Genomic DNA, 19672 nt, shown 5'->3' with positions numbered 1-19672 from the left:
CTATATAATATGAAATCTGATTCAGTAATTATTAGTGAAGTCGGTCCTCGCGACGGGCTTCAAAACGCATCTACGATAATGCCTCTTGAAGGTAAAGTAGCTTGGATAGAGGCATTAGTACAATCGGGATTCGTTGATATTGAAGTTGGCTCGTTTGTCTCACCAACGTTATTACCTCAACTTGCTGATACTGGATTGCTACTAGAGCAATTGCGCAAAAAAACCTGCGCGGCAAAACTTGCTGTCTTGGTGCCTAATCTTAAAGGTGCCACCCTTGCCTTAGCAAAGCAACCAGACAAAATTTCAATTCCCTTTTCCTGTTCACAAACCCATAGCATTAAAAATGTAAACCGAACCCATGAGCAGATGTTTAGCGAGATTGTCGCGATCAAAAATTTATTAGACTCACTTCCAGATCCGAAGCCAAGCTTTGAGGTGGGATTATCTACTGCTTTTGGTTGCACTATTGAAGGTGACATATCCCAAAGCGCGGTATTGGACATCGCGACAAAACTAATTTCATTAGGCATCCACGATATGAGCGTAGCAGATACCACCGGCTATGCCAATCCCAATCAAGTTCGCGAGATGATGAAAAGTCTGCGCTACTATATTGGGGCACATGCTGCGAGCAGCATCCATCTTCACAATACTAGGGGGCTTGGCTTAGCCAATGCGCTTGCAGCATATGAAGTTGGGGTAACCGTTTTTGACAGCTCTTGTGGTGGACTAGGGGGCTGTCCCTTTGCTCCCGGAGCTTCAGGCAATATTGTCACCGAGGATTTGGTCTTTATGTTTGAATCAATGGGAGTAGCAACAGGAATTGATATCACAAAACTCCTCTCACTTCGTGCGATTCTTAAAAAATATCTTCCGATGGAACCCTTGTACGGATTTTTAGCAGACGCAGGGTTGCCAAAAAAATAATTAACCCACTTCAATAATTAATTTGCCAAAGTTCTCACCTTTAAATTGTGTGATCATGGCATCAATAGCAGAGGAAATTCCTTTTAGTTTGGTTTCTTTGTATTTAATTTTTCCAGCATGGTACTCTGGTAGTACCGCTTGATAAAATTCTGGATAGTGCATAACATGATCATAGATTATCATGCCCTTTATAGATGCTCTGCTCCCGATCAAGGCACCAATATTGTGAAGTGCGATAGGTTTTGAAATATTATATTGCTGTGCTAATCCACAGAGTAACACTTGCGCACCCACAGCAAGATTTTCCATTACTGCGTTGAGCACCGACCCTCCCACATTATCAAAATAAATCGAGATACCTTGCTGTGCCTGTTGTTTGAGCGCCATACCTAGATCAGTAGTTTTATAATTGATACAACCATCCCAACCTAGCGTACCAGTAACCCAATTACATTTTTCCTCACTCCCTGCAATACCAATTACTTTAGCGTTAGTCATTGATTGAATAAAATGACCGACCATACTTCCAACTACACCGCTAGCCGCTGAGACGACTACGACATCTTTTTCAGTTAGATGCTTAGTGGTTAAAAGTTTATTTACTCCTACCCATGCAGTAAATCCAGGCATACCTAACACACCAAGTGCAAGGCTAGGTTGATCAATTGAGGGTATGGGTTTAAGTGCAGTGGTATCAATTCTGGCTTTTTCTTGCCATGGGATAAGTCCCATTAATAATGTACCCTTTTTATGCTGAGCAGAATCTTCAAGCAACTCTACGATTCCAGGCCCGCTCATGATTTCGCCTTTTTGAATAGAGCCACTTTGGTGGTTACCTTTAATTCTTAATCTTAAAAAAGGGTCAATGGAAAGGTATTTTATTTGAACTAGGGTGCCTGTCAAATTGTCCGGTAATGTAATAGCCTCTACTGCAAAATCACTCACTTGAGGCACATCATTAGGAATATTTGTGCATTTTACTGATAAAATAGAACTGGTCATGAAATTTCTCCTGCTTTTACATATTTTAGCACTAATCTACTGGTTAGGTACTGACCTTGGCGTATATTATTCAAGCAAGTTCATAAAAAATACTAGTTTATCTTTAGAGACTAGATTAACAGTTATTAAAATTGCTTGGTTATTAGATCTAGTACCACGAATTGCCATGCCATTGATGTTTTTTTCTGGTATTTTTTACGCAGAATATGTAGGATTGGTTTTGCTTTCTGATTTTGCCATAGGGTTAGTTTATCTAGCAACGATTGTGTGGTTGGGATTAGTTGGGGGGGTGTATTTTGGTGAAAAATATTCGTTCCATGCACTGCTTAGAGATATAGATATTTACTTTAGAATTTTTATTTTATTCTTACTCTGGTTATGGGTAGGGTATTCGCTCTACTACAATGCAATTGTAGAAAAAAGTTTGCAAAATACTTCGGATGAGGTATTTGATACCTTTGAGCAGTTGATACCCTTAGTTGAACCGCTCTCGTACTGGATGTCAGCAAAAATTCTGATATTCACAATAACTGTTGTTTGTGGACTTGGTATTCGTTACATACTAAAGCCTTTTCCTAACTATATAAAACAACTAGTGAGCGACCCTGTATCTGAAACTGCAAATGCTGGAATTAGCCAATGCTTAAAGCGAACCACACCGCTAGTGCATGGGATTTGGTTTTGCATACTACTCAATGTCCTACTTGGTTTGCATATTATTAATGTATGACTAAGCGAATGAGGGGGAGAATTACTTACCTTTCTAAAAAACCTGAAAGGTTAGATGCGATTCGCGGTAGAGAAGATTTTTTATTAACTGAACAAGCAGATGGGGTAATAGTATTACATTCCCATAGTGAGATAGATGACGCTCCTTCAGTATTACGAGATGTGATGATTGCCTATAATGGTAAAACTGGGAAACCTTTGCAATGCTCTGTGCGACTAACCGTTGGTGGTACATTTGAAGGTTGCGGCTTTATGTATTTTACCGATCAGGAAGCCAACTGCCAAACCTTTCATCATCGCGATGGGGTGCTGACTCAGAAGATAGCGCTGAGCAAACCAATTGCATGGTTAGTGGCACACCAAATTATTGGAGATGGGTTGCTCACTATTTTGTATCAAGGTGAGGAACCAGGTAAACAACCATGCACTCCGATAATGTTGACCTCTCCAGATCACCGTGGAGCAACTGGCCCTATGTTATTTCCCCTCCAATTCTCGCTGCGATTAGTCGGAAAAGAAACCATCAAGGTTGGAGCTGGTACCTTTGAATCGCTTCATTTCAGACTTGAGGATACTGGCGCAGGAGGTTTGCCCGAAGAACACCCACCCTATGACATGTGGGTTACCAATGATCGCTACCGAATGTATCTAAAAGGTGGAGTTGGTGGTTATATGCAAACGTACTATGAGCTAACCGAATTAAACACTGAAGAATCATAAATCTCTAACCAAGCATCGTCTGCAGTAAATAATAACAATCCGTTCTCTATTTTTTTAATCTGATTGATATATGAATGCTGGGAAGCAAGTTTTTCTATTTCAGAAATATTTTCTTCATAAATTCTAATTGCATAGAGCCCAAGATATGGAGGCGAAGTATTGCTTTTTCTGGTGTAATTAATTTTAGGGAGTTTGCTGTGATGCAGTGCAATTGGCTCAACCATATAACCGCCCCTTCCTTTGAGTAAGACAAGCTCTAATACCGCATCTTCATCTCGGGTAATTCCTAACACGTTCCTCAAAGGATGATTAGCAAGAGTAATATGTTCATGAAGCACAACTTGACACTGAAGTACAGATTGAAAAAAATCTATTGCTGGTTTTACATCTGGAACTAGGAATGAACTGTTAAAAAAATCTCCATAATGACCTGGGGGAGGATTGGGTAATGGTGGATCTACTCGCTGCATGGCGGCAACGGTAAGCCCAAAGTCATTACAACTGAGAAATTCCACTACTCGAAAAGGACCAAATACCCACTCTTGCGGTGGGCAATTGGTCTTCCAAGCAAATTGAGAAGTTACTATAGAATGCAGTGCATAATTATCTTTGGTACGGATATCTAGATCAAACCACCCGCCATATTCATAGGGATCGATCTTGCTTTGCATTGGCGTTGCTGGCTCTGCACAGGTCAACAAAATAATTCTACCCGAAGGCTGATGAGGAGAGACAAAAATAGTTTCGGTGAGAAATTGAGTTTGATAGCCCTCGCAATAAGATTTAGGAACAGGGTTTGATTCTAAAATACTCCAACCAAGCTCTACGAGATTGCTTGAAAGTGTTTCCTGGTGAGGCACACAAATACAGGCATCAAGATAGGGTTTCATTGTTTTAAGAGTTTTGATTTTTGCCACTGAAAAGTTTTTCCACCGTTACATTTCACTGCAAACTTAGCTTGAATCGTATCAATGGCCTGTATCAAAGCTAAGGCATTTACTCCAGTATGTATTCCTTGTTGTTCAAGCAACAAGACTAGATCTTCGGTGGCAAGATTACCTGAAGCACCAGGTGCAAAAGGACAACCACCCAATCCGCCAATTGATGAATCAAACCATGTCACCCCTTCCTCGAGTGATGCAAAAACATTGGCGAGGGCTAAACTTCTCGTATCATGAAAATGACATCCAATATTGTGAACAGCAGTAAGGGTTTTGACTTCAGATACTAATTGCCTTACTCGCTTGGGATCTGCGGAGCCGATTGAATCAGATAAAATTATTTTTGATACTCCGGCCTTCAGCAATTGCTCCGCTAGTGAGACTATTTTCTGCGCCGAAACCACACCTTCAAAAGGACAATCCCAAGCAGTAGATATATACGCATTAATTGTAATTGAATCTTCTGCTGCGAGGCTACAAACCTGCTGAAGTTCGGCAACTAATTCATCAGTATTTTTTCTCACATTTTTTTGATTCATGGTGTCCGTTGAACAAATGACAAAGTTAATGTTTTTAACATGTGCTGTTTTGGCAGCCTGAAATCCACGAACATTAGGAATGAGTACTGAAAACGAAAATTGATTTTGAGGATATTGAGTATCTACTAAAAAAGGTGCAATTACTTGGTCTGTACCCGCCATTGCCGGCACTGCTGTTGCTGAAACAAAACTACCCACCTCAATATGTTTGATGCCAGTTGAAATAATTAAAGAAATTAACTCCCTTCGCTCAGGTACGCTTAGGATAACGCTCTGGCTTTGTAGTCCATCACGGGGCCCGACATCGTTAATGAATGCTTGTATTGGTAGCATGTCTATGACTACCTTACCACATTTGTTGATTTTAATTTAGCAATAGTAGACTTTTTTAATTTAAGAATAGTTGATAATACCCAATCAGTATCTTCACCTAGATCAGGTGGAAAGCTAAAAGTTTCAGCAGGAGTGCGTGAAAATTTAATTGGATTTCCAGTTACCTTTACGGTAGCCTTTGATGATTTTTTATCAATGAGGTCAACAACCATATTACGGTGCTGAACCTGAGGATCTTGTAATGCTTGTGAAATTGTATTAATTGGCGCGCATGGAATTTTTGCTTCTTTAAGTTTAGTTAACCAATGTTCGCGAGTATTGGTACATAAATGTTTTTCAATAAGCTTGTCGATTTTTGATTTATCCTGCAATCGTCCCGGTTGAGTATCATACGCACTTGACTCAAGTTCAGGTATTTTAAGTAACTGCTTAAGCGAAGTCCAGAAATTATTGGTAATGACTGCAATGATGATGGGACCAGTTTTAGTATTATAACTATTGTATGGCACATGGACAAAGTGACTGTTACCAATAGGTTTTTGGTCTGTTCCAGATAACATAGTCATGGTAGCTATATAATTAAGCATAGCAATTTGACAATCTAACATAGAGATATCAACATGCTGCCCTCGCTTACTCACTTCTCTTTCTAACAAAGCGGTAATGATACCCATCACCGCAAACATGCCGCCCCCAAGATCCCCAATAGGAATACCTGCGCGTAACATTTGAGATTCATCAACACCGGTTAAACTCATACCCCCACCAGTTGCCTGTGCAACCTGGTCAAAAGCCGGTCGATTAAAATCAGGGCCATCAGAACCAAAGCCAGTAACAGTGCATGTTATGATTTTTGGATTTATTTTTTTAAGATGCGCGTAATCAATTTTTAACTTTTCAGGAACCGTTGGTCCAAAATTGCTCAATACCACATCTGATTTTTTTACTAATTTATAAAATAAAGCTAACCCCTCTTTATGCTTAAGGTCTATTGAAATAGTGCGTTTATTTCTATTCAATGTTAAAAAATAAGCGCCAAGTCCACGATGGGAATTTTTTTTATCATTTGCCAACAAAACCCTTGTCCCTTCTCCTTGAAGCGGTTCAACTTTGATTGTTTCCACACCAAGATCAGCAAGAATCATGGCACCAAACGGCCCCGAGAGCATGTGAGTCAAGTCGAGCATGCGATACTTTCGTAGTGGCTTTTTTTTATTTTGTAGCATTACGTTGTCGCTAAGAACAATTTAAGAGTCTAATAAATTAAATTTATTAGAAGTTACTATAGTCTTTTCGGCTTCAGGTTCAAATGAATCAAAGGAATTATACTTATCGTACACTAATTCACCCGATTGGGAATATTGCTGATCGGTAGAAACTTTATTAGGGTTAGAGGATGAAGATTTATTACCACCCCTACCATTTTTTCTATTTTTAAATCGTTTGTTACCGTTGCCGAATGGCCGTCTCCTGGCATGACTTCCTCTCTCAAATTTATTTTCTTGATTTGCGGGAGCATACTGATCGCGTGACTGGGTCCATAGTTCAAGTTTTTGCTCGCTTTCTAATCCTGATTGAACGCGTAAAACGTAAAAATCATAGGCAGCTCTAAAATACCTTTGACGACAAAACTGAGGAATTTGTTCAGGAAGTGTTTCGCGAAACTTGTTTTGTAAACTCCAAATGGTAAGCAACATATCCTGATGGACTTTAGGTAGGCCTCGAAGAAAACTAGCAAACAGCTCCTTTCCAATTAAATGTAAATTTTGAGTTGGAGGAAGTGAATACTCACTTCGTGCCATGGCGTAAGGCCAATACAGCACTGCCATAAGAAATGCTTTGCTGGTATGATTTTTTTTGAGAATCCTATCGTCAGTATTTTCTAAACCTATTCTGACAAATTTACGAATGGGGTGTTCTTCTTCATGATCTAATGCTGGGGTAACATTGCCAAACAACAGCTCTATCATTTTATATTTTTCTAGTTGTTCATAAGATTGCACACCGTAGCCACTATGAAACATTTTGACCAACTCCACCATTCTTCGTGCAGGAGGAATATTGTTCAATAGAGCCACATGTTCAGATATTAATTTCTCAAGCTCTGGTTTAATTGGACATTGCAACACTTGGGAAAATCTAATGATACGAATTATTCTCGCTGGATCCTCTTTGATGCTCTCTATGTTATTTTGATTTATAAAAACGATGTTTCGCCCAATACAATCTTGATACCCGTTAACGAGATCAACTATTTGATTTGCGATTGGATCATAGTACAGTGCATTAATAGTAAAGTCTCTATGCACCACATCATCTTCTATACTTTCACCGTAACAATTTCCCTTTAAAATTCTTCCTTCTTCATTTACTTGATGGTTATCGGTAGATTCTTCTAAGTCAACATTTGGTGTTTTTCTGAAAGTAGAAACTTCAGTTGGTTGCTGGTCCTGAATATAGACATGCGCTAAAACAAATCTTTTACCGATCAAGGCACATCGCTTAAAAAGCGCCTTTACTTGATCTGGCTTTGCTGAAGTTACTATATCAAAATCTTTCGGTTTTTTTCCTAAGAGCAAATCTCGCACTGCACCACCAACGATGTAGGCTTGATGACCAGCATCACGCAAAGTATTCAAAATAGTCATGGTATTTTGAGAGACTTGTTCATTTGCGATACCGTGGGTATCAAATTCAATTATATTTTTTTTTAGTTCCATAAAAGTACTCCAATAAAGATTTTATATTTTAAATTTTAAATTACTGCACCAGTTCTGACGCTTACCACTTTTTTAACTTCCGACACAAAGATTTTTCCATCTCCATGGCTTCCTGTAGACACAGATCGCACAATCGCAGAAATACAATTTTCACATAGCGTATCATCGATAACTAGTTCAATTTTAATTTTTGGTAAAAAGTCAGAATTATACGTAGCGCCGTGATAAAGTTCGGTGTGCCCTTTTTGGCTGCCAAATCCTTTTACTTCTGTGTAGGTCATTCCACTAATTCCAAGTGCGACCAATTCCTTTCGCAAGGCATCCAACTTAAACGGTTTGATTATGGCCTCAATTTTCTTCATTACTAAAAGTTACACGCTACTACTTTTACTTTCAAACTTTTCCTTAATTCTAGCTGCTTTTCCTTCTCGCTCTCTGAGATAGTATAGTTTAGCTCTGCGAACAATTCCTCGCTTTAATCGTTTAATGCTATGGACGAGAGGACTGTGAACAAAAATTCTTCGTTCAACTCCTTCATCGTGTGAATGTTTTCTAAGCAGTATTGAGGTCGCAATACCCCTGTGTTTATATCCAATCAATATACCTTCAAAGGTTTGCAAACGTTCTTTGCCGCCTTCCTGAATCTTCATGATAACCTCTAGCACATCGCCGGGTCTTATATTCGTTGGTACTTCTCTTAGGTGTGGGGCTTCCACTGCGGTAATAGATTTATTTCTCATGATGTTTCTCCGTACTGTTTTTGATTATAACCTAAACTACTAAGATATGCTTGGTCTTGTGCGGACATAATGCAAGATTTAAGTAGTGCTGGGTTTCTTTGTAATGTTTTTTTTAACATTTGCTCTCTTCTCCATTGATTAATCTCTGAATGGTTGCCTTTCAGCAGAACCTCTGGCACTCTAAGATTTTCAATTTCTTGAGGTCTGGTATATTGCGGATATTCGAGTAGAGAATCACTGTACGATTCTAGAGCTAATGATTCTTGATTTCCCAATACTCCTGGTAGCAATCTCATTAAAGAGTCTAGTAGAACCATAAGTGCTAACTCTCCTCCGCTCAATATATACTCTCCAACACTGAACTCTAGATCCACTTCTCGGTGCACTAGCCGCTCATCAACACCTTCATACCTTCCGGCCACCAAAATCAACTCACTTTCTTGTGCAAACTCCTTAACAAGTGATTGCTTGAGAGGTACGCCAGAAGCTGAACTAAGTAGTACTTTAGCCTTAGGTAGTTTAGCGCGCAAAGCTCTTATGCAATTAGCCAATGGCTCAAACTGTAGCACCATCCCACTACCACCTCCAAAAGGTGAGTCATCAATTTTTTTGTGCGGACCCAAACCATATTCACGAAGATCAATAAATTCAATTGAAAAATCCGGTAATTGCCTAGCCCTTCGGTTAACGCCAAAATTAAATACCTGATTTACCAATTCAGGGAACAAGGCTACTACCCCAATTTTCATATTTTTTTAGTTTGTTTTTAGTTACTAGTTCTCTTTGCGTTTACGACGCTTTTTTCTTCAAAAGGGCTTTAAGCCTACTGCTCACCTGAGCGCCTTTTCCTTTCCAATAATCAAGTTTTTCTTGATCAAGTTGTAATAATTGCTCGCTCTCTGTAGCGTAAGGATTGTAATATCCGATGGACTCAATATACCCACTATCTCTAGGTCTGCGATGATCGGTAACCACAATCTTGTAAAATGCACGATTTTTCTTACCCCATCTTGAAAGTCTAACTTTAACCATATCTTTTATGTTGCATAGTATACACTATTTTTCATGGTTTTATAATAAGCCGCTCCAATAATCCATACATTATCGCTGCTGGCCCTAAATCATATAAAAAGCATTTTTATGAGCTTTTTACCACTAAAATAAAGGCTATGTCTAAAATTGAAGTGCTAGGCTGTTCTAGTGGGTTTTGTAAAGATGGCGGGAACACTTCTTGTTTGTGTATTGATGAGCAGGTATTACTTGACTGTGGCAGTGGTCTTGAAAAACTCCCACTTGAGTCTTTGAGAAAAATAACTACCGTAATCCTTACTCACTCCCATCTTGACCACATCTTATTTTTACCCTTACTAATTGATTTAAACTTCGAAGTATATCTTAAAAAACCACTACAAGTTTACGCACTACCTGAAACAATTAATGCAATAAAAACCCATTTACTAAATAATATAATTTGGCCAGATTTTTCCACCATACCTCATTCAGATGAGCCAGTGGTTAAATTTTATCCACTTGATTTTAATCAAATCATTGAAATTGATTATCACGCATTTTCGCTGCATCCAGTCAATCATTCCGTTCCCGCTGCAGCAATTCATGTCACTAATCAACAAGGCAAAAGTTTATTATTTTCAGGTGACACGGCCGCAAACGACTCTATCTGGAATTTGATCAACAAAGATCCATCTATCACGACGATTATTGTGGAATGTACATTCCCAAACGATCAACTTGAACTTGCCAACATCTCAAAACACTACTGCCCTTCAGTTCTTGCTTCAGAAATTAATACTAAATTATTAGCAGAACTTCCCGTCTACATAACTCATACTCGTGTGGGGCAAGAAGCACTCATTTTGCAAGAACTTTGCCACTCACTTACTACTAAAATCGCTATAAAGCTTTCCCCCTATCAAACCATAAGTTGGTAATGATTCAATTCAATCCATTGGTATTACTGTTAACTGCCATGAGCATGGTTTGTTACAGTGTTAGTATTATCGCTGGCACCATAACAGTCAAGCGTGCGATTGTTAGCTCTAATCCTCGAAATGTTATAGTTAGCAATTCACGTTGGTTTCATGGGGTAATGTTGTTAACTTTAATTTTTCACTCCTTAGTTATTTGTGTTCAAATAATCTTTGGTGAATACTATATTTTTGATTTTGCTCTTTCGCTTAACTATACCATGCTTGGTATGTCATGGTTATGGCTTGTGGTTTCATTTTTAATCCCCATCCCTCAAATAGCATTACTACTTATTCCGCTTAATATGCTAATCATTGTAGTGCCTTTTATACTAGTCGACATTCCTCATTCATTACAATTCACTCCATTTTTAATATTTCATATTACCAGTGCGCTCTTTGCCATCTCTTTTTTACTATTCGCAACCTGTATGTCTTTTGTTTTGTCTTATATAGACCACTCAATTAGAAGCAGTACAATCACAAACCCTCGCCGTGAATTTGGATTTCCAAGCTTTGAACAAATTCATCAATTGGTTTTTGGTTTATTAGTTATTAGCTTTGTGTTTCTCACTATCACTATAGCAATTGGGTTACTGGAAGGTGTAACTAGGCTAAGCACATTCACGTTATCCCAAAAAATATTTTTTACTATCATAAGCTGGTTCATAATAGCTGTAGTAGTGCTAGTACGGTGGAAAAAAGCTATACCCCCTAAAGCCTTGTGGAAATGGTGCGCGGTCGCAAGTGGTAGTTCATTGTTGGGTTTTTTAGGCAGCAAGGTAATAAGTATTTAAATTAGAGTGATATAACCAATGGATCAAGTTATTCAAAACCCCTTCGTAGCAATTGCAATTTTCTTATGCATTATGGTACTACTAATTTTCTTTTCAATTGCAGAAGCAAGTTTATTAGCAGTTAATCGTTACAGAATGCACCACCTTGCCAGGCAAGGCTCTCTTCAGGCTAAGGCAGTAGAATCCTTAATTAAAAAACCCGATAAATTGTTAAGCCTATTGCTACTTGGAAACAGCTTTCTCAATAATATCGCGGCCACCTTAGTTACCATCATAACCATTAATTATCTTGGTCCGAAATATCTTTATGAATTAATTTTTTTATTAACCATTGTTAGTTTAATTGTGGTTGAGATTGCCCCTAAAACTCTCGGGACAGAATACGCAGACCATCTCGCCCCACCGAGTGCTTTTTTATGCATACCTCTAATTAAAATCCTGTCACCGATAATATGGTTTTTAGGTCTTGCTACCAACATCATATTGCTTCCTATCCGAGCACTCACTAGACCTAGAGATAAAGGAAGGGAGTTCCTAAATAAAGATGAGATTAAATCTTTGATAACAATGCCTGATTCAGTGCTACATAAAAAACACCAACAGATGCTCACGACAATACTTGACTTGGAACAAATCAATGTAGAAGAAATTATGATCCCGAGACAAGAGATCGAAGCAATTGACTGCTCGCGTCCTTGGTCAGAAATCAAACGGTCTATTCAAACCGCCTCCCATAGCATCCTGCCGGTTTTTAGGGAAGATTATTCACAAACCTTGGGAGTTGTTCGTTCACGCCATCTTTTAGAGTTAGCGTTAGGTGAACGACTAAGCCAAGAAACATTTATCACAGCTATTGATAAAGTTTTATACACCCAAGAAGGAAACTCTTTACAACAACAACTAAATCAATTTCAACTAACTCATCAACCTATGGCATTGGTATTGGATGAACTAGGAAATACCATTGGATTAGTCACCATTGATAATATTTTAGAAGAGATGATTGGCTCTCACACCGACGGGCATATGGTTGGGATTGGAAAAAAAATAGTCGAAGAGTCGCCTTTTCAGTATCTCATTCATGGATCAACATCGCTTCGCATGCTAAATCGCTATCTTCCTATTACATTCAACACACAACAAGTCAAAACTTTTAATGGTTATATTTTGAATAAAGTAAATGAAATTCCAACGGTAGGCACCGTGCTGCGAGAAAAATCATTCGATATTGAGGTTACAAAGAAAAATTCAACCATGGTACTGTGGGCAAGACTAACCTTAGCAAAAACTCAAGATACTAGCGATGGCAAAAAAAACTAAACCACAATTCGTGTGTCAGGATTGTGGTAGCGCGTTTCCGCAATGGTTGGGTCAATGTACACACTGTGGTGCGTGGAACAGTATCCAAACCGCAACGTCAGAGTTAACCCAACCCTACTCTGTGGTATCACTATCCCAAGTTGACCATGCACCAAAACCTAGATACGATAGTCGCCATAGTGAATTTGATCGTGTCGTAGGAGGAGGATTAATGCCTGCATCGGTTACGCTCATTGGGGGGGACCCAGGGATTGGAAAATCAACGCTACTACTCTCAATCGCCAATGGTCTAGCAATTGATAAAAAATCTATGTACGCAAGTGGCGAAGAATCGCTTGAACAGGTATTATCAAGACACTCTCGAATGAAGTTAGATAATAATGGACTATTGTTTATAAGCACCATTGATATTGAATCAGTTCTTCAGGAGGCGAAAGAGCGTTCATTAGATATTCTCGTGATAGATTCGATTCAAACGGTTCGAAGCGCCAGTGTTGGAAGTCAAGCCGGTACTGTATCACAAGTGCGCGAGTGCGCATCTCAATTAGTTCGTTTTGCAAAAGAGTCTGGATGTACTATTTTGATTGTTGGGCATGTTACAAAAGATGGAGTGCTTGCAGGACCTCGAGTGTTAGAACATTTAGTTGATACAGTTTTGCAATTTGAAGGTGACGATCAAAATCAATATAGGATTCTTCGCGCAATAAAAAATAGATTTGGCACAGTTCATGAAATAGGTGTTTTTGTTATGACCGAGCTTGGCATTGAAGATGTTCGTAATCCATCTGAATTGTTCCTAGGAAAACATTCCAGCCCAATGGCAGGTTCTGTGGCAACCGCGATTAGGACAGGAAGAAGAACATTGTTAGTGGAAATACAAGCGCTCGTAGATGTAAGTTATGGCGAGTATCCAAAACGCTACGGACAAGGAATTGATGTATCTCGTATTCCCATGTTGATAGCAGTGTTAGCAAGACATAGCACGGTAGCGCTCGCTGGTCATGATGTATTTGTAAATGCAGTTGGAGGAATTTCTATCACCGATTGTGCGATCGATGCGGCAATTCTTTGCGCTTTGATTTCCGCATTCACCCGAACTCCGTTTCCACAACATATGATAGTGTGTGGAGAAGTTGGCTTATTAGGAGAAATACGATCGGTTACTGCACTAAGCGATCGTATCCAAGAAGCCCAGCAACACGGATTTACCCATGCTGCAGTTCCTGCAATGCATGTTGAGCGATTATCCAGTCAATCTCGTATTAAAATAGTAGGGGTAGAAAAAATTCAAGATTTACTTACCTTATTACAATAGCTTATACATGTCAAATAAAGTACAAAAAAATAAAAGCTTTAATTCTTTAATGCAAGAACTTGAATCCTGCGTAAGGCAACTAGAACAAGATGGGCTCCCATTTGAGGAGGCGATGCAAACCTATGAGCAAGGCATGGTACTATCAAAACAATTAACAACTATGCTTGAACAGGCTAAATTAAAATTGACCCATATTGACAATGCCACAAATTCCAACAAAAGCCTATAGTAATTTTAACGATTGGTTTTCTAATTTATATAATTCATTTTTAAGTGGGCAAAAAACCCACCCAATACTGAGCCAAGCAATACTTTATAGTGGGATTGGTGGGAAATATGTTAGAGCGAAACTTTGTTTTGCGATTGGAGAGATCCTAGAAATCAACCATGTGTCAATCATTCCACTTGCAATTGCACTTGAATCAATTCATGCATATTCATTGATACATGACGACCTTCCTGCAATAGACAATGATGATTATCGAAGAGGAAAATTTTCTTGTCACAAACAATTTAACGAAGCCACAGCAGTACTTGCAGGTGATGCCCTACAATCTTTGGCATACCAAAGTATTTGTATGAGCGATACGTTAAGCCACGCACAAATCACCGCTTGTTTACAAGAATTAGTAACAATCAGTGGGGTGCAGGGTATGATCTATGGTCAAATGTTAGATTTATTTCCCCAAGATCGCAGCAAAGAAGAGCAAACATACTGCCATGAATTAAAAACTGCGATGCTTTTTAATGGTTGCGCAACATTACCCCTGTGCTTACTGGACTTGCGATCACCATCACTGATTAAAAATTCTCTGGTATCTTTTACCAAAACGTTTGGACTGTTTTATCAAACCTTAGATGACTTTGAAGATAACGCTTCAAGTGATCTTATACAAGAAGTTGAAATTCAATACGGTCAAGTTAGTGAAGCGTATTACCAAATTGGGAAAAATAATTCACTGATTGATTCGATACTTGCTGAATTACATAACAAAATAACATGTCATCGCCGTTAAGCACTCCGTTATTAGACACCATACACGCTCCAAGTGATCTCAAAAAACTATCACTTGAAGAACTCACAACACTTTGTCATGAACTAAAAGAATTTTTAATCCACTCAGTTTCAAAAAGCGGTGGACATCTCGCCTCTAGCTTAGGGGCGCTAGAATTAACGGTTGCGGTGCATTTTGTTTTTAATACTCCAGAAGATATACTAGTCTGGGATGTCGGGCATCAAAGTTACATCCACAAAATATTAACTGGAAGAAAATCTGCTCTCGCAAGCATTCGTTCATTTAAGGGTATTTCTGGATTTCCTAAAAAAAGTGAGAGTATCTATGACACATTCGATGTTGGGCATGCTGGCACTTCAATAAGTGCAGGTCTGGGAATGGCAATTGCTTTACGAAGATTAGGTAAAAATCAAAAAGTAATTGTGATTATTGGAGATGGTGGTTTGACCGCAGGCATGGCATTTGAGGCACTCAATCATGCAGGGATCTTACAAGAAAATATACTTATCATTCAAAACGATAATAATATGTCAATCTCACATAATGTTGGAGCATTGCATAAATCCATGAATACAATCTCTAGTTTCTACCATGATGTGCGAATAAAGGGACATTCAATATTAGAAAGTCACCCACAAATAAAAGCGGTAGCTAAAAAATTTGATGAGCAAGCACTAAAACTACTTCAGCCCCATAATCTATTCACCTCACTTGGATTTGATTACAGAGGTCCAATTGACGGTCATTCATTATCACAATTGATTCAAAGCCTCCAGTCTCTAGCTGAGACAAAATCAGTGGCAGTACTTCATGTGGTAACTAAAAAAGGACATGGGTATAAATTAGCTGAACAAGATCCAATCCACTATCATGGGGTAAAACCTTTCAATCAAGAAATAGGGTTAAGTAAAGAAACTGGGAAAAAAACTTTTTCTGATATTTTTGCACAGTGGTTACAGTACGTAGCAACGGTAGAGCAAACGCTAGTCGTAATCACTCCAGCAATGATTGAAGGTTCTGGCCTGCGATCTTTTGCCACAAAGTTTCCTGACCGACTCTTTGATGTTGGTATCGCAGAACAGCACGCCATTACTTTAGCTGGTGGTATGGCTAGCCAAGGGCTATTACCTGTAGTTGCAATTTACTCAACATTTTTACAGAGGGGATACGATCAATGTTTGCATGATATCTTGTTACAAAATCATAATGTTCTTTTTGCCATTGATCGCGCTGGATTGGTTGGTGGTGATGGCGCGACCCACCATGGAATTTACGATATCGGTTTTTTACTCCCACTTCCAAATACCCTAATCATGACTCCATCAGATGAGGAAGAGTGTTGGAAATGTCTTACCACTGGTTTTAAGCACCCAGGCCCAGCATTTGTCAGATACCCCAGAGGTAGTGGAATTGGGAAAATCCCTAGTGAAAACTCTGAATCATTTGAACTAGGCACCTCACGACTACTCTGCGAAGGAAGCAAACTTGCAATATTAGGATTCGGGCCATTAACACATCATTGCCTGGCTCTCGCGCAAAACTTAGGCGCGACACTTGTAGATATGCGCTTTGTTAAACCTCTTAATACTGCTTTGCTTGATAGCTTGATAAAATCACATTCTTATTTTGTCACACTTGAAGACCATGTAGTTGAAGCTGGTGCAGGTACTATGGTGGGTGCTTATTTTTCGCAGCAGCAAAACAAGGTAAACTTATTATGTTTAGGTATCCCGGAAACTATAATTGAACATGGAGAGCCATCAGCACTGTACGCATCAATCAGCTTAGATGAGGCAAGTATTGCCACCAGAATTACCGAGTGGTTTTCCCATGTATAATATTTAAACGTATGAATAACACAATCCCTGATATACAATCTCAACAAAGTCATATTGCCTTAACCATTCAACAAGTAGGTATCACAGAGTTATTACTACCGATACGCTACAGCGACAGTCTAGGAACTCAGCATGTAGAAGGTATGTTTAAAGTTTTTGTTACTTTACCAGAAGATGAACGCGGAACTCACATGTCCAGGTTTGTTGAAATTGCCACTGAAGCATCTCAAGATTTACATTATAATTCTATTAAGCAACTCGTTAAAAAAATAAGGGAGTCATTACAGTCTCCCAAAGCCGAAATCTATATCAGCTTTAATTATTTTACCCAGAAATTGGCACCAGTAAGTAAAAAACACTCAATGATGGATTACAAAGTAGCCATTCATGCAATTCAACAAGAGAAAGAACAATACTACAACCTCTCAGTCGGAATACCAGTTACAAGTCTTTGCCCATGTTCAAAAAAAATATCTCAGTATGGCGCACATAATCAGCGCTCATTAATTACAATATCTGTACAAGTTTCAGAAAACTTTGAAATTGCAAAACTGATTGAACTAGCAGAGAGCCAAGCATCATGCCAGTTATATGGTGTACTCAAACGAGAAGATGAAAAATATGTAACTGAGTACGCGTACGATCATCCAAAATTCGTAGAAGATTTAGTTAGAGAAATTGCCCGTACACTTAAGGTCATGCCATCAATACAATCAGGTTCAGTTGAATCAGAAAACTTTGAATCCATTCATAACCACAATGCCTATGCAAAGATTATTTGGTAATACTAATTTTTTGTTGATTGATGTATCACCAGCTGGGCGATACTTCTAAAAAAATTTCTACTCGCTGAGATAGCTAGATTTTTTTCGTCTTTATCAGTAGCAACCACTATGGAATTACTGAGTGAATAAGCGATTTTTAAGTGACATACCGAAATAGATTGGCTTGCATCATCAAGTACAGCAACACAAGGAGTTAAGGTAAGCAACGCGTACGTATCTTTATCAACCACGCTAAGCGTAGTTTTTTGTTCTTGTAATGCATTTTTCATATAGGTAATAACCCGGGCTGGTGTGTCTGGGATGACCAGATAAGATTCAGCATATTCATTTTGCACAAACTGAAACGGGCCTTCCAATCCAGTTACTCGTAGATTTTGTTGTAATTCTGAACTTAAACTAGAATTAGTTAAATATTGAAGTAGTCGTTTTAACATATCTAAACGATAAAACTCATTAGGGGGGATTGGCAACCAACGAACCTGCTCGTTCGTTTCTGTGAGTAAAAGACTTTCATGAAATAATCGCAGTTCAATAAACCCTGCTTTTGTCGCCGGTTGCAAAGACACAAGGTATCTATCTCTATGCGATCCTTGTAACCAGTCTGAGATATCTTGAAACGAATCTGAGACTCCTTGTGGGTAATTACGATTTAAATTTTCTACCCAGTCAGTTATGATGGAGCCAGTGAGTACATTAATTGTTTTGCTTTGAAGCCCCTCATTAGAAAAAAAAGTTTTAATTCTGGGAATCAATGTATCTGCGGTAGTCTTTAACTCAACCCAAGTATCGTTTTCTTTTCTATTAAACGACAACTGCAACTCTTGGACAGTTCCTAAAAGACCGTACTTTATTTTGAGTGTGTCAATAGATTCTAATTGATCAGTGGAAGGTGAATTGAGCGCGTTGGCAACTTCAATTGATAAATCAGGTGGGAATTCAAGTTTTTTTTCTGAGCTTAGCCCTTTATCAATATAGTAAGGTTTAGTAATATCCAAATCTTGGGTGTGTATAGTGCAACCAGTAACACTTACTAAAATCAAGGCGCTCAACAAAGTACGCTGATTTTTAATTTCATACTTCATTCAGGCACCCCAGCTTGTTTTAGGGCGGAAGATACCGCTGAAAAATATTTTTCTGAAAGTGGAGTTAGTGGTAACCGAAGATAATTTTTAATTTTTTTCATTTTGTACAGTGCCCATTTTACAGGTATTGGGTTAGATTCTACAAATAAATCTTTATGTAATGAAGCAAGAGTAGAATCTAGGACTCGGGCCTGTTGGTGTTGCCCAGCAAACCATAACTTACATATTTCTGCAATTATATTAGGAACTACATTTGCACTAACCGAAATAACTCCATTTCCACCATGCTGCAGGCAATCAAGAAATGTTGCGTCATCTCCACTTACTATAGAAAAATCATTAGGGAGGGTTCGGCGCAGGGTATCAATCCTTGCCATATCACCGATTGCTTCCTTTAGACCAACAATATGAGGGTGGTTTGCAAGCGTGACTACAGTTTCTGGAAGTAAATCAACGCCGGTGCGAGAAGGCACATTATAAAGAATTAGCGGTACTTCAGACGCATCGGCTACAGCTGTGTAATGCATGATCATGCCTTGCTGAGTAGGTTTGTTATAATACGGAGTCACTGATAATGTCGCAAGAATTTGTTCACTCGCTACAGCCTTGGTGAGTGCTACGGCCTCTGCGGTAGAGTTCGCACCGCAGCCAGCTATGATAGGGATTTTTTTAGCTCGGACACAGTATTTGATCACCTCTATATGCTCATCAAATTCTAAGGTTGCAGATTCTCCAGTAGTACCCACCATTACTACCGCACTGGTACCTGAGACTTTATGAAACTCAAGTAGCTGCAAGAGAGATTCATAGTCAACGGAACCATCTTCATGCATGGGAGTAACTAAGGCAACAATGCTACCACTGATAAACTGTATTGACATTC

Annotated in this window: 22 protein-coding genes; 11 read left to right on the top strand and 11 right to left on the bottom strand. The window is 38.8% G+C overall.

Annotated elements, in window-relative coordinates; all coding sequences use genetic code 11:
- Window positions 1–9 precede the first annotated feature (9 nt).
- Entirely contained in the window at window positions 10–927 is a 918-nt protein-coding gene (locus QM538_04145) for a hydroxymethylglutaryl-CoA lyase (protein ID MDI9347675.1), read from the top strand.
- Here QM538_04145 and QM538_04140 read toward each other — a convergent pair whose 3' ends face one another.
- Window positions 928–1929: an NADP-dependent oxidoreductase gene (locus QM538_04140; GenBank protein MDI9347674.1), complete on the bottom strand. Its 1002-nt coding sequence runs from the start codon at window positions 1927–1929 to the stop codon at window positions 928–930.
- On the opposite strand from QM538_04140, the gene QM538_04135 reads away from it, so the two are divergent.
- Window positions 1928–2659 (top strand): hypothetical protein, encoded by a 732-nt coding sequence (locus tag QM538_04135; protein MDI9347673.1) that lies wholly within the window; start codon window positions 1928–1930, stop codon window positions 2657–2659. The genes QM538_04140 and QM538_04135 overlap by 2 nt on opposite strands.
- Complete coding sequence (locus QM538_04130; protein ID MDI9347672.1) at window positions 2656–3378, top strand: hypothetical protein; 723 nt, start codon at window positions 2656–2658, stop codon at window positions 3376–3378. Before QM538_04135 ends, QM538_04130 begins: the two co-directional genes overlap by 4 nt.
- On the opposite strand, the gene QM538_04125 is transcribed toward QM538_04130, so the two are convergent.
- Genes QM538_04125 through rpsP form a run of 8 tightly spaced genes read right to left on the bottom strand, consistent with a single transcriptional unit; the run spans window position 3342 to window position 9683 of the window.
- Window positions 3342–4295: a hypothetical protein gene (locus tag QM538_04125; GenBank protein ID MDI9347671.1), complete on the bottom strand. Its 954-nt coding sequence runs from the start codon at window positions 4293–4295 to the stop codon at window positions 3342–3344. The two genes, QM538_04130 and QM538_04125, sit on opposite strands and share 37 nt — an antisense overlap.
- The gene (locus QM538_04120; protein MDI9347670.1) at window positions 4265–5191 is read right to left on the bottom strand and encodes a hydroxymethylglutaryl-CoA lyase; all 927 of its coding nucleotides are present in this window, start codon (window positions 5189–5191) and stop codon (window positions 4265–4267) included. Before QM538_04120 ends, QM538_04125 begins: the two co-directional genes overlap by 31 nt.
- A gap of 8 nt (window positions 5192–5199) precedes the next feature.
- On the bottom strand, window positions 5200–6417 hold the full coding sequence (locus QM538_04115) for a CoA transferase (GenBank protein MDI9347669.1): 1218 nt from the start codon (window positions 6415–6417) through the stop codon (window positions 5200–5202).
- A gap of 21 nt (window positions 6418–6438) precedes the next feature.
- Complete coding sequence (gene pcnB, locus QM538_04110; protein ID MDI9347668.1) at window positions 6439–7911, bottom strand: polynucleotide adenylyltransferase PcnB; 1473 nt, start codon at window positions 7909–7911, stop codon at window positions 6439–6441.
- A gap of 35 nt (window positions 7912–7946) precedes the next feature.
- Entirely contained in the window at window positions 7947–8273 is a 327-nt protein-coding gene (locus QM538_04105) for a P-II family nitrogen regulator (GenBank protein MDI9347667.1), read from the bottom strand.
- Between the two features lie 9 nt (window positions 8274–8282).
- Window positions 8283–8651, bottom strand: coding sequence for a 50S ribosomal protein L19 (gene rplS / locus QM538_04100; GenBank protein MDI9347666.1), 369 nt, complete (start codon window positions 8649–8651; stop codon window positions 8283–8285).
- Window positions 8648–9400, bottom strand: coding sequence for a tRNA (guanosine(37)-N1)-methyltransferase TrmD (gene trmD / locus QM538_04095; GenBank protein ID MDI9347665.1), 753 nt, complete (start codon window positions 9398–9400; stop codon window positions 8648–8650). The genes rplS and trmD overlap by 4 nt, the downstream gene beginning before the upstream one ends.
- Before the next feature lie 40 nt (window positions 9401–9440).
- Entirely contained in the window at window positions 9441–9683 is a 243-nt protein-coding gene (rpsP, locus tag QM538_04090) for a 30S ribosomal protein S16 (GenBank protein ID MDI9347664.1), read from the bottom strand.
- Between the two features lie 137 nt (window positions 9684–9820).
- Here rpsP and QM538_04085 point away from each other — a divergent pair, with 137 nt between their 5' ends.
- Genes QM538_04085 through folE2 form a run of 8 tightly spaced genes read left to right on the top strand, consistent with a single transcriptional unit; the run spans window position 9821 to window position 17707 of the window.
- On the top strand, window positions 9821–10600 hold the full coding sequence (locus QM538_04085) for a 3',5'-cyclic-nucleotide phosphodiesterase (GenBank protein MDI9347663.1): 780 nt from the start codon (window positions 9821–9823) through the stop codon (window positions 10598–10600).
- Window positions 10600–11433 carry a hypothetical protein gene (locus QM538_04080; GenBank protein ID MDI9347662.1) on the top strand — a complete coding sequence of 278 codons (834 nt, stop codon included), beginning with the start codon at window positions 10600–10602 and terminating at the stop codon, window positions 11431–11433. The genes QM538_04085 and QM538_04080 overlap by 1 nt, the downstream gene beginning before the upstream one ends.
- 18 nt (window positions 11434–11451) lie before the next feature.
- On the top strand, window positions 11452–12753 hold the full coding sequence (locus QM538_04075) for a CNNM domain-containing protein (protein ID MDI9347661.1): 1302 nt from the start codon (window positions 11452–11454) through the stop codon (window positions 12751–12753).
- Window positions 12737–14068 carry a DNA repair protein RadA gene (radA, locus tag QM538_04070; protein ID MDI9347660.1) on the top strand — a complete coding sequence of 444 codons (1332 nt, stop codon included), beginning with the start codon at window positions 12737–12739 and terminating at the stop codon, window positions 14066–14068. Before QM538_04075 ends, radA begins: the two co-directional genes overlap by 17 nt.
- Before the next feature lie 7 nt (window positions 14069–14075).
- Window positions 14076–14297, top strand: a complete 222-nt coding sequence (gene xseB / locus QM538_04065; protein ID MDI9347659.1) for an exodeoxyribonuclease VII small subunit — start codon at window positions 14076–14078, stop codon at window positions 14295–14297.
- Window positions 14269–15084, top strand: a complete 816-nt coding sequence (locus QM538_04060; protein MDI9347658.1) for a polyprenyl synthetase family protein — start codon at window positions 14269–14271, stop codon at window positions 15082–15084. Before xseB ends, QM538_04060 begins: the two co-directional genes overlap by 29 nt.
- Window positions 15069–16922 carry a 1-deoxy-D-xylulose-5-phosphate synthase gene (gene dxs / locus QM538_04055; protein MDI9347657.1) on the top strand — a complete coding sequence of 618 codons (1854 nt, stop codon included), beginning with the start codon at window positions 15069–15071 and terminating at the stop codon, window positions 16920–16922. The genes QM538_04060 and dxs overlap by 16 nt, the downstream gene beginning before the upstream one ends.
- Before the next feature lie 11 nt (window positions 16923–16933).
- Entirely contained in the window at window positions 16934–17707 is a 774-nt protein-coding gene (gene folE2 / locus QM538_04050) for a GTP cyclohydrolase FolE2 (protein MDI9347656.1), read from the top strand.
- 2 nt (window positions 17708–17709) lie between these two features.
- Here the strand turns inward: folE2 and bamC are convergent, their stop codons facing one another.
- Both bamC and dapA read right to left on the bottom strand, forming a co-directional pair.
- Entirely contained in the window at window positions 17710–18789 is a 1080-nt protein-coding gene (gene bamC, locus QM538_04045; protein MDI9347655.1) for an outer membrane protein assembly factor BamC, read from the bottom strand.
- Window positions 18786–19670, bottom strand: coding sequence for a 4-hydroxy-tetrahydrodipicolinate synthase (gene dapA, locus QM538_04040; GenBank protein ID MDI9347654.1), 885 nt, complete (start codon window positions 19668–19670; stop codon window positions 18786–18788). Before dapA ends, bamC begins: the two co-directional genes overlap by 4 nt.
- Window positions 19671–19672: the final 2 nt, after the last annotated feature.

The organism is Candidatus Methylacidiphilales bacterium, from assembly GCA_030054035.1.
Lineage (GTDB): Bacteria > Pseudomonadota > Gammaproteobacteria > JASGCS01 > JASGCS01 > JASGCS01.
Note: the sequence above shows the minus strand (reverse complement) of the source record. Positions and strands in the feature narration are given on the sequence as shown.

Bases quoted from the DNA above. Each gene is read 5' to 3' on its own strand.
- QM538_04145 (MDI9347675.1), top strand. From the start codon at position 10: ATGAAATCTGATTCAGTAATTATTAGTGAAGTCGGTCCTCGCGACGGG.
- QM538_04135 (MDI9347673.1), top strand. From the start codon at position 1,928: ATGAAATTTCTCCTGCTTTTACATATTTTAGCACTAATCTACTGGTTA.
- QM538_04140 (MDI9347674.1), bottom strand. From the start codon at position 1,929: ATGACCAGTTCTATTTTATCAGTAAAATGCACAAATATTCCTAATGAT.
- QM538_04130 (MDI9347672.1), top strand. From the start codon at position 2,656: ATGACTAAGCGAATGAGGGGGAGAATTACTTACCTTTCTAAAAAACCT.
- QM538_04120 (MDI9347670.1), bottom strand. From the start codon at position 5,191: ATGCTACCAATACAAGCATTCATTAACGATGTCGGGCCCCGTGATGGA.
- QM538_04115 (MDI9347669.1), bottom strand. From the start codon at position 6,417: ATGCTACAAAATAAAAAAAAGCCACTACGAAAGTATCGCATGCTCGAC.
- pcnB (MDI9347668.1), bottom strand. From the start codon at position 7,911: ATGGAACTAAAAAAAAATATAATTGAATTTGATACCCACGGTATCGCA.
- QM538_04105 (MDI9347667.1), bottom strand. From the start codon at position 8,273: ATGAAGAAAATTGAGGCCATAATCAAACCGTTTAAGTTGGATGCCTTG.
- rplS (MDI9347666.1), bottom strand. From the start codon at position 8,651: ATGAGAAATAAATCTATTACCGCAGTGGAAGCCCCACACCTAAGAGAA.
- trmD (MDI9347665.1), bottom strand. From the start codon at position 9,400: ATGAAAATTGGGGTAGTAGCCTTGTTCCCTGAATTGGTAAATCAGGTA.
- rpsP (MDI9347664.1), bottom strand. From the start codon at position 9,683: ATGGTTAAAGTTAGACTTTCAAGATGGGGTAAGAAAAATCGTGCATTT.
- QM538_04085 (MDI9347663.1), top strand. From the start codon at position 9,821: ATGTCTAAAATTGAAGTGCTAGGCTGTTCTAGTGGGTTTTGTAAAGAT.
- QM538_04080 (MDI9347662.1), top strand. From the start codon at position 10,600: ATGATTCAATTCAATCCATTGGTATTACTGTTAACTGCCATGAGCATG.
- QM538_04075 (MDI9347661.1), top strand. From the start codon at position 11,452: ATGGATCAAGTTATTCAAAACCCCTTCGTAGCAATTGCAATTTTCTTA.
- radA (MDI9347660.1), top strand. From the start codon at position 12,737: ATGGCAAAAAAAACTAAACCACAATTCGTGTGTCAGGATTGTGGTAGC.
- xseB (MDI9347659.1), top strand. From the start codon at position 14,076: ATGTCAAATAAAGTACAAAAAAATAAAAGCTTTAATTCTTTAATGCAA.
- QM538_04060 (MDI9347658.1), top strand. From the start codon at position 14,269: ATGCCACAAATTCCAACAAAAGCCTATAGTAATTTTAACGATTGGTTT.
- dxs (MDI9347657.1), top strand. From the start codon at position 15,069: ATGTCATCGCCGTTAAGCACTCCGTTATTAGACACCATACACGCTCCA.
- folE2 (MDI9347656.1), top strand. From the start codon at position 16,934: ATGAATAACACAATCCCTGATATACAATCTCAACAAAGTCATATTGCC.
- bamC (MDI9347655.1), bottom strand. From the start codon at position 18,789: ATGAAGTATGAAATTAAAAATCAGCGTACTTTGTTGAGCGCCTTGATT.
- dapA (MDI9347654.1), bottom strand. From the start codon at position 19,670: ATGTCAATACAGTTTATCAGTGGTAGCATTGTTGCCTTAGTTACTCCC.